9 protein-coding genes are annotated in these 8,877 nt (G+C 43.0%); 2 read left to right on the top strand and 7 right to left on the bottom strand.

Annotated features, from left to right (window positions below):
* Positions 1-240 precede the first annotated feature (240 nt).
* On the top strand, positions 241-753 hold the full coding sequence (locus tag NUV69_04725) for a hypothetical protein (GenBank protein ID MCR4324961.1): 513 nt from the start codon (positions 241-243) through the stop codon (positions 751-753).
* Positions 754-954: 201 nt separating this feature from the next.
* Here NUV69_04725 and NUV69_04730 read toward each other — a convergent pair whose 3' ends face one another.
* Both NUV69_04730 and NUV69_04735 read right to left on the bottom strand, forming a co-directional pair.
* Positions 955-1,113 (bottom strand): hypothetical protein, encoded by a 159-nt coding sequence (locus NUV69_04730; GenBank protein MCR4324962.1) that lies wholly within the window; start codon positions 1,111-1,113, stop codon positions 955-957.
* A gap of 249 nt (positions 1,114-1,362) precedes the next feature.
* A complete protein-coding gene (locus NUV69_04735; protein MCR4324963.1) occupies positions 1,363-2,118 on the bottom strand; it encodes a hypothetical protein in 756 nt (251 codons plus the stop codon).
* A gap of 538 nt (positions 2,119-2,656) precedes the next feature.
* Here NUV69_04735 and NUV69_04740 point away from each other — a divergent pair.
* Positions 2,657-3,853 carry a DEAD/DEAH box helicase gene (locus NUV69_04740; protein ID MCR4324964.1) on the top strand — a complete coding sequence of 399 codons (1,197 nt, stop codon included), beginning with the start codon at positions 2,657-2,659 and terminating at the stop codon, positions 3,851-3,853.
* Positions 3,854-4,037: 184 nt separating this feature from the next.
* Here the strand turns inward: NUV69_04740 and NUV69_04745 are convergent, their stop codons facing one another.
* The 5 genes from NUV69_04745 to NUV69_04765 all read right to left on the bottom strand — a co-directional run.
* A complete protein-coding gene (locus NUV69_04745) occupies positions 4,038-5,711 on the bottom strand; it encodes a hypothetical protein (protein ID MCR4324965.1) in 1,674 nt (557 codons plus the stop codon).
* Positions 5,712-5,948: 237 nt separating this feature from the next.
* On the bottom strand, positions 5,949-7,763 hold the full coding sequence (gene typA, locus NUV69_04750; GenBank protein MCR4324966.1) for a translational GTPase TypA: 1,815 nt from the start codon (positions 7,761-7,763) through the stop codon (positions 5,949-5,951).
* An 83-nt stretch (positions 7,764-7,846) separates the two neighbouring features.
* On the bottom strand, positions 7,847-8,080 hold the full coding sequence (locus NUV69_04755; protein ID MCR4324967.1) for a hypothetical protein: 234 nt from the start codon (positions 8,078-8,080) through the stop codon (positions 7,847-7,849).
* 17 nt (positions 8,081-8,097) lie between these two features.
* Entirely contained in the window at positions 8,098-8,391 is a 294-nt protein-coding gene (locus tag NUV69_04760) for an RNA-binding protein (protein MCR4324968.1), read from the bottom strand.
* A gap of 156 nt (positions 8,392-8,547) precedes the next feature.
* Positions 8,548-8,877 (bottom strand): hypothetical protein (locus NUV69_04765; GenBank protein ID MCR4324969.1); only part of this gene is annotated, 330 nt, incomplete at its 5' end.

Here is an 8,877-nt window from a genome sequence, read left to right on the forward strand (position 1 = left end):
TGATGATGAAGAGGAAAAGAAAGACGACGAGGAATCAACTGAGTAGTTTTGGGAGTGATTCAGTCAAACGAACTCCTAGCGTTTGGGCTTAACTGAAAAGGCTTAGAGTATTTTTGTGCCTGGACTACCATTTTTTACTATAGTATACTGGCGGGTGCCTGTAAAAGGTGGCTGTTGTTTTTTATGGGCTTAGGTAAGAGAGCTTGTTTTTCTCGACAAGTTCAAAAAATAGGTTAGTTTATGCCCAAAGTTTACCACGATGAACTCTTCTCGTTTTCCATAGAAGATCAGCAACTCACTACCTTTATAAAGATGAAGGTTCATCCTACGTTCGCTTATACGGATAATTTTCCCCAAACGTACGAAGTACTCAAGCAATATTTTCCGAGTGTTTTATTGGCAAAGTGTTTTAACCGAAAAAGGTTGCCCTTTGCTCAAGAAGTGAAAGATACAGAACTCGGTCACCTTTTCGAGCACTTGATTCTAGAAAATTTGTACCGAATTAGGCTTTCACAAAGTGTAGCATCTCCTGTTTATAAAGGAGTTACAGAATGGGACTGGAATCGTGAGCCTCGTGGAACTTTTAACATTACACTACACGCGGGATTTAGGGATGCCGAGATATTGCCTCGCGCCATTAACAAAAGCGTGGAACTTCTTAAGAAAGTCATCTCTCCTATAAGTGTTGCTGATGCTACTCATGAGACACCAACAGATAGCCATATCGGACTACCTGTTGATATCGTTTTATAGCTAAACTTTAGCGCGAGTTTCCCCTGGAACGGTTGGACTGCCTGGAACCTGAAGAGTTTCTTTGTGATTTACTTTGCCCTTCTTCTCGTCCGCTTTGTCCGCCTTGTCTACCTTGTTTAGGTCTTCTGCCGCTATTTGAATTTCCTGCCATTTATATATCTCACCTCCTCCGTGTTTTATACAGTATTGAAGTTAACGAAACTAAACGTTTGCGTCTTCTTCCGTGCTTTGGTCTTCTTCAAAGTAGTCACCACTCATTCCTCCTGCTATACCTGTGTCTCCTTGCCATTCTTCGTCCGTCATGTCACCAGCTGTTTCGTCTTGTTGCTGTTGTTTTTTGTCATCTAACATTTTCTTCACCTCCTTTCACTTTAAGGACAAACCTAAGAAGGTTAAGATGATTTTGAGGGTTAAGAAGGGTTTAAAACCTTCTGTATCTTCTTAATCTTCTAAACCTTCCAAATCTAAATTTGCATACGTCGATAATAGGTATTTTAATTGTGATTTTTATTAGGAGATGCGTAACAGTTTGGTAAGAAAAATGAAGGGGGCCAGTAGGGATGGTAGATTGGTGGGATTGTAGGAAGTTAGGTCAGGTGCTGGGGTGTCTTAGAGTGAACTGAGTGAAGCTTGTATCTTTTCTGCAGTGAAGTCCCAGTTGCCAGATAAAATGTCGAGGGTGCCGTTTTTAATTGCCTTTTCTTCGGCCTGTTTTCCGATTTTGCACAAACGCAGGGCTTTGTTGAGATTTTTAACAGCCGAAGATTTATCCCCCATGCTGCTGTAAATCATGCCTAATGCTTCAAGGTTTTCCGCGTTTTCACTTATTTTTACGGATTCCGAAAGAAATTCTTTGGCTTTTTCCAGCTCGACCGTGTTAAGGAAGGCCGCGCCAACTGCCGAAAGGACCTGCGCTTTGGCTGTTTTTTGCGCGGGTGTGGGGTTTTTGGCCTTGAAATATTCACACTTTAATATTTGCTCGCCAAGGTAGATTAATTGGGGATAACCTTGGGCGTTATTTAGACTGGCCAAATTTTGAATCGCTTCTTTCGCGGTTTGATCTTCTACTTCAAGGATTTCTTCCTCTTTGTATTTTGCGCGCTTTACGTTTCCGTTCAACCACTCCGCTATTCCCCAGTCGAGGTCTAACGTCAGGGTCAAAACGTCTTCTTGCATTGTGTCTTGGTCTTCGTATTCTTTAGAGAAAACAGATTCGTACGCCGGGTCCGCTTTCCACTGGGGGGTTGCAATGTATACTTCTACGCTAAACTTGCTTCTGGAGATCGCTTTGGGGACGAGGTAAAAAATGAATCTGTGGCCTTCGTGGCTGACAAACGCGTTATTTCTGTTTATGTTGAGAATCATTTAGTCTACATACTATATGCTTAAGTGGGCAATTAAGCAATGTTTTGCCTCCAGCGGATATCCTGTAGTCTATCTATTTAACACTATATGTGCTATCGTAGTTGGTGGAGGGAGGATATTTAAATGATAGACGAACCAAAAACAGAAGAAAAAACAGAAGAAGCTGCTGTTGAAGAAAAAACAACAGAAAAAGCTGAGTAGTGATATGGGCGGATTCTCGTTTGATAGTCCGCCTAAAGTTTCCCCAAAACCCTTAGAGACATCAAAAACCCTTTGACCCTATAGTTGCTTATTGGCTCAGGACATGCTACAATGCACAAAGTAGGTTTAAGAGCTTATTTTAAGCTCACAGATAGTACTCTGGTACTTCTGCTTAGTTATTGTTAGTTTTAGTTACGTCGGATAAAGATACCCAAGTTTTTTTGTATCTTACCCCTTTTTAAAACCTCTTCTTAAGCAGAAATACCACAGTATTATCCCCTTATTATATTAAAAATATTTGACTTCCCTGGGTAAAAACTTGAGGAGGGTTTAACATATGCATTACAGATCTCGGAGTACTTCCTTTGGAAATCATAGGAGTACAAATTATTCCAACTATAGAAGGCCGTCTTATGGAAGAAGGCGCGAAAAGCCCAAACTTGACGCTAATCTTTTTGTAAAACGCGCCCAGCCGACTACTTCAGTCGAGTATGTTTCCACGGCTTCATTTTCCACATACAACATTTGTAATGAGCTGAAGCGCAATATAGAGGCGCGAGGGTACAACAATCCCACGCCGATCCAAGAGCAGACGATTCCTATTTTGCTTGAAGGCCGCGACGTAATCGGTGTAGCCAATACAGGAACGGGTAAAACGGCCGCGTTTCTTATTCCACTTGTTAATAAAGTATTTTTAAAGCGATCGGAAAGAGTTCTTATAGTTACGCCGACGAGGGAACTTGCGATGCAGATTGCCGATGAATTCAGGCAATTTTCGCGAGGGATGAATCTGGAAGCTGCTCTTTGCATTGGCGGGGCTGGTTTATTTATGCAAGCGAAAAATCTATCAAGGAACCCACATTTTGTCATTGGCACACCAGGGAGACTTCAGGACTTGATCAGGAGACAAAAACTGAACTTGAACACGTTTGGAAATGTAGTTTTGGACGAAGTCGACAGAATGGTAGATATTGGCTTCATAAAAGAAATAGAATCTTTGATTGCAATGTTATCTCCAGTTCGCCAGTCTTTATTTTTTTCGGCAACGGTTTCCGGAAAAACCAAGGAAATTCTTAATAAGTTTGTGGACCAGGCGGAAGTTGTTTCGGTCAAAAGTCAGGATACTGCCGAAAATATAGACCAGGACGTTGTCTATGTCCACGACAGAGCGAAAAAGCCCGAGATGCTGCAAGGATTACTTAGACAGGAAGGTTTCGACAAGGTTTTAGTTTTTGGACAAACTAAATGGGGCATTGAGAGGCTTACCAGGACGCTTGTAGAAAACGGGTTTAAGGCAACATCAATTCATAGCAACAAATCTCAATCGCAGAGGAAAAAGGCGCTGGAATTATTTAAGAGCGAGAAGGTACAGGTTCTGCTTGCGACAGACGTTGCTTCTCGAGGACTCGACATAGACAATGTAACTCACGTTATTAATTACGACGCGCCCGAATCTTACGACGAATACATCCACAGAATTGGCCGAACCGGCCGCGCAGATAAAAAGGGCATCGCTTTAACGTTTGTAGAGTAATCTTCGACTGCTTTGTCATCCTCAATTCAGTTGAGGATCTACTCCTCTCAGTTGGTCATCTAGCAGATCCTCGCTTTCGCGAGGATGACGAGTGATGTGCGAGGATGATACCCGGAAGTATTCTTTGATTCAGAATTCTGATCAACTGACTTACTGACCACCGAGTTTTCCGACTTATCTGAGTTTACGGCCTGAAGAAGGATTTCACTTCGTCGAAGTGAATGAGTTCATTAAAGTCGTAGTCGATTAGAGATTCATTTCCACCCATTCCTAAATGCCAATAGTTAAACCCGATGACGTTCGGGTGATTTTTTGCAGCTGCCATTGTTGTTTTAATGATTGCCTCCAGATCTCCGCCGCCGATTGTTCCCCACTCCCCGATTACTATTGGGATGCCGGGATAAATAGAGCTTAATTCATTGAGGTCTTCTTCCATAGTAGTGCCGACTGCTTCTGGGTAGTGATCGATTGTGATGTTGCCCATTTTCGCTATCGTTTCGTCTTCCAAGATACCTTCCCAATCCGGATTGTTATGGCCCCAGGCAACAAATCCGTCGAAGCCGTAATAGCCAATTTTTATGTTGTTCTTGCCAATTTCGGAAAACGCGTCTTGCGACATGTCGATTGCGACTCTCAAAAAGACGTTGAAGTTTTCGCGATTTGGGAAAATACAAACACCACCGTGACAGAAAGTTATTCCCTGAATCCCCCCGTTTTGAGGTTCCGGAATTGGCGTAAAGATGTCACCTTCGGCGAAAAGGTCCGGGTTTGCTTTGATGTAATCGGAAATTTGCTTTAGGTAATTTGCATTCGGATCTTTCGACTTGCCGTAAATTCCTTCAAAGGCAAGAGGCATGTGACGATGCCAAACTTTCATGTCTCGCTCCCTAATTTCCCTAACCCAAATTCTGGTGTATGCAAGCGAATTGCCACAACTTGGGCTGTCGTAAGGAGTTTCAACCGAAACGTAATTTGCTCCGAGATCGTGGGCTTTGTCTAGCCATTTGCCTATAAATTCTTCGTCGGCAGGATCGCAGATTATGTCTTTTGTGATTTTCATAGAAGAGACGCCCTGAATTTCCCAGGTGCTGGTTCTTGGTTCTGGGCTAGGTCCTGGCTCGGGAGTTGGTGATGGCGCAGGACTTGGGCTCGGCGTTGGTTCGGGACTTGGAGACGGGGATGGTTCTGGTGTTGGCGTTGGGGAAGGCTCTGGAGATGGCCCAGGTTCGGGTGTAGGGTCGGGTGACGGACTCGGAGCAGGTAATGGATCTTCTAAACCAGTTCCGCCTTGTGGTGAGTGAGTCGGTGTTGGTTCTGGCGTCGGCTGAGGTGACGCTTCTGGAGTTGGTGAAGATTCTGGTGATGGTGCGGGAGGCTGCGGTGGTTCAGGTGAAGGACTAGGGGTTGGCGATGGAACTGGCGTAGGAGTTGGTTGATCTGAGGACTGGGCAGAGTTTGGTGCAGGCGTTGATGTGTTGTTTGGTGGTTCGGTCTTTTGTGTTTCGATTTTGGACTGACCAAGCGTTTCTCCTGATTTTGCTGCGATAGGAGGTGTTGGTGATGGGTTAGCACCTGGTAACGATACCAACTTAGGAGAAGAAGTTGATTCTGGTTCTTCTGGAGTCTTCGGCTTGTCGGCAATATATTCTTCTGGAATCGGGGAAACAAAGCGCGTATCGCTTTCTTTGAAGAGGTCGAAAATCGACCAATCAAATTCTAGAGATAATATTTTTTCTTTCATGGTAAGAAGGGGTTGTTGCCAATTTGGCGCGGCAGCTTGAACTGGCGTTGTAAGAACTTGCGACCACAGGAAAAGCGCAAGCGCGAGGACAGGGAAAATCCTAAAAAATGATCGCATAGATGCGATCATGAAGCGAGCAAACATTGAGCGTGCATTTTAGCAGAAAAAGGCGAATTTTGGAAGCCAAACAAGGCCCCATCCTTATCTTAGTTATCAGTTTTCTGTGGTGAGTTGTCAGAATTTGGTCACTCAGTTTTCTGTTATCAGTCAGAAAACTGGCAACCGGCAAACTCGAATCCGAAAACTGAAAATTGAGAACCAATTACAATTTTACTGTATTAAGGTGAGAAAATGTTACCTTTGTCCTACTCTTTTTCTTCTTTCTTCAAGCTCATCGAGGACTATTTTTCGGATCCTGATATTTTTGGGAGTAACCTCTACAAGCTCTGAATCGTCAATGTATTCGAGCGCATCTTCTAAGCTCATTCTGGTAATTCCTTTAAGGCGTGCGGCCACGTCCTCACCCTTACTGCGCATATTGGTTAAATGTTTTTCTTTACAAACGTTAACTCGAATATCTTCCGCTCTGGAGTTCATACCTATTACTTCGCCTTTGTAAACCACTTCTCCGGCGTCTACAAAAAGAACTCCCCTTTCCTGAGCGTTAATTAACCCGTAAGTCTTGGTTGTTCCGCTTTCATGAGCGACTAATGAACCGTTTGTGCGGCTGTATGAAGAAACAATTTGAGGTCTGTATTCGTAAAATAATGTATTTATTATTCCCAGACCTTTTGTATCTGTTATAAATTCACTTCGGTAGCCGAACAAATCTTGAGTGGCAATTATAAACTCGAAAAAGACCATGCCTTCTTCCGTCTTCATATCGACGAGCTCGCTGTGTCTTTCGCCCATTTTTTGCATGATGACGCCTGAATAAGTTTCCGGAGCCTCTATGAACACTTGCTCGTATGGCGTGTGTGTTTTGCCGTCTATGACTTTTGTAATTACCTGAGGACGGGCTACCTGCAGCTCGTAGCCTTCTCTTCTAAGCCGCTCGATTAAAATCGCAAGATGTAGTTCGCCTCGCCCGCTGACTATCCAGTCACCAATCGGGCCGTCTTCAATTCTTAGCGCGACGTCGGTTTCGAGTTCTTTGAAAAGTCTTTCCCTTATTTGCCTCGATGTTTTAAACCTTCCTTCTTTGCCAGCAAGAGGTGAGCTATTGACGCTAAAAGTCATCCGGATTGTTGGTTCTTCGACTTTAAGAGGAGGCAGAGCAATTGGCGTTTGAAGATCTGCTATGGTTTCGCCGATTGTGATGTCGCTGATTCCGGAAATCGCGATTATGTCGCCGGCTTTGGCTTCTTTTACATCTTGCTTTTCTAAGCCGACAAAACTTGCGATAGAAGAAATGTTTGCTTTTTTACTTTGTCCGTCAGTTTTGATGTGGGTAATTTCTTGGCCAGCTGCGATGACTCCATTGTAGATTTTGCCAATCGCGATTCTTCCTTTGTGTGTGTCGTAAGTGATATTTGAAACCAGCATTTGAAGAGGTTTTGAATCGTCGCCTGTTGGAGGCGGCACTTCCTTGATGATCGTGTCGAAAACAGGAGAAATATCAACCATTGAGCTGATATCGGCTTCTAGTCCTGCTTTTCCGTCTTTGGCGACTGTGTAGATTACAGGAAAAAATGCTGTCTCTTCGTCGGCTCCGAGTTCAACAAATAAATCAAAAACGCGATTTAGAACAAAATCGACTCTGGCGTTAGGCTTGTCGACTTTGTTGATGACGACGATTATTTTGTGTTTCATCTTGAGCGCTTGCTTCAAGACAAATCGAGTCTGTGGCATCGGGCCTTCTTGAGCGTCAACCAGCAAAAGACATCCGTCTGCCATCGTAAGCACGCGTTCAACTTCCCCACCGAAATCGGCGTGGCCGGGGGTGTCGATAATATTTATTTTCACACCATTCCAGACAACGGAGGCGTTTTTGGAAAAAATCGTAATTCCACGTTCACGCTCAAGTTCGTTGCTATCCATAATTAGGTTTGCTTCGTCTACTTCTTTTTTGAGCTCGGTCTTGGATTGTCTCAGGAGCGCGTCCACAAGCGTCGTTTTGCCGTGGTCGACGTGAGCTATTATTGCGATGTTTCTTAATTTATTGTCCATTTTTTAAGTTTTAAAAAACCGCCCGTTGGCGGCTTTCTGTTGTTTTACCCTTTTTTAGCTGAGTTTTATCGAATTTGGGTTTTTTAATTTTTCTTAGCAAGAACTACGCTCTTTTTCCTGTTTTCCATCAATTCTCTTCTGTCTCTCATCTCCTGGAATTTAGCGTCGACAATTTTTTGGCATTCTTGGTCAGGGCACACAGACTGCTCATAGGTCATAAGAGTGCCCTTGCCATTCTCACCCCTATCTTTCCACTTCTTTTGAAAGATACGGATTTTGCCGCACCTAATACATTCGGTGAACTCTTGCTTTTGCATTGTTTTTTCTTTTTAACTTACCAACTTCGAGAACGGTTGTCGTCTGAACGATTGCTTCGGTTTTCTTGAGGACGAGCCTCATTAACTATAATCTTTCTGCCGTCTAATTCGTAATTGTTAAATTTCTTGATCGCTTCTTGAGCTTCTTCTTCTGTCGCCATTTCGACAAAAGCAAAACCCTTGCTTTGACCTGAAAACTTGTCAGTTATTAAGTTAACGCTGTCTATCTTTCCAGCTTGCGCGAATAGTTCTTCAACTTGTGCGCTTGTTACGCTATAAGAAAGACTGCCTACAAATAATCTTTTTGCCATATATTTTTCCTCCTTTCGGTCTTAAATGAATTTTGTTGTTTCTAAGTTTGGGGATACAAATTACCTTGAGGTACCTACAACTTTTAAACGCTTCTATTTAAGCTTGGTGTAATGATACCATTTGGAAATAGTTGAAGTCAACTATAGGGTTTGGGTTTAATTGACCGTGATTGTGCCGTGTTCTTTAAATCTGAGGTCGCAGAGATTAGTTTGAATTAAGTAATTTCCGCCGACGTTAAATTTAATCTCGATCGTTTTATCGTTTTCTACCTTATATTGAGTCTGTCCTATATAAAGACAGGTGTTTGAGTTCCCGTTTACGAGGCTAAGAAAGTACTTTTGACCCCTTTCTAGGTTTAAATAAAGTTTCTCGCCTTTTAAAAGATCCAGAGTAAAAACTTTGTCTGGAGTTATCGTTTCGCCTTCCTCTTTAGTAAGAACGTTCACGTCAACATCATTCTTTTGCTTACCCAAAACTTTGGAAAC

The organism is Candidatus Curtissbacteria bacterium, assembly GCA_024654445.1.
Classification (GTDB): domain Bacteria; phylum Patescibacteriota; class Microgenomatia; order Curtissbacterales; family GWA2-41-24; genus JANLHP01.

Coding starts and splice junctions, on each gene's coding strand:
- NUV69_04725 (MCR4324961.1), top strand. CDS start 241: ATGCCCAAAGTTTACCACGATGAACTCTTCTCGTTTTCCATAGAAGAT.
- NUV69_04735 (MCR4324963.1), bottom strand. CDS start 2,118: ATGATTCTCAACATAAACAGAAATAACGCGTTTGTCAGCCACGAAGGC.
- NUV69_04740 (MCR4324964.1), top strand. CDS start 2,657: ATGCATTACAGATCTCGGAGTACTTCCTTTGGAAATCATAGGAGTACA.
- NUV69_04745 (MCR4324965.1), bottom strand. CDS start 5,711: ATGCGATCATTTTTTAGGATTTTCCCTGTCCTCGCGCTTGCGCTTTTC.
- typA (MCR4324966.1), bottom strand. CDS start 7,763: ATGGACAATAAATTAAGAAACATCGCAATAATAGCTCACGTCGACCAC.
- NUV69_04755 (MCR4324967.1), bottom strand. CDS start 8,080: ATGCAAAAGCAAGAGTTCACCGAATGTATTAGGTGCGGCAAAATCCGT.
- NUV69_04760 (MCR4324968.1), bottom strand. CDS start 8,391: ATGGCAAAAAGATTATTTGTAGGCAGTCTTTCTTATAGCGTAACAAGC.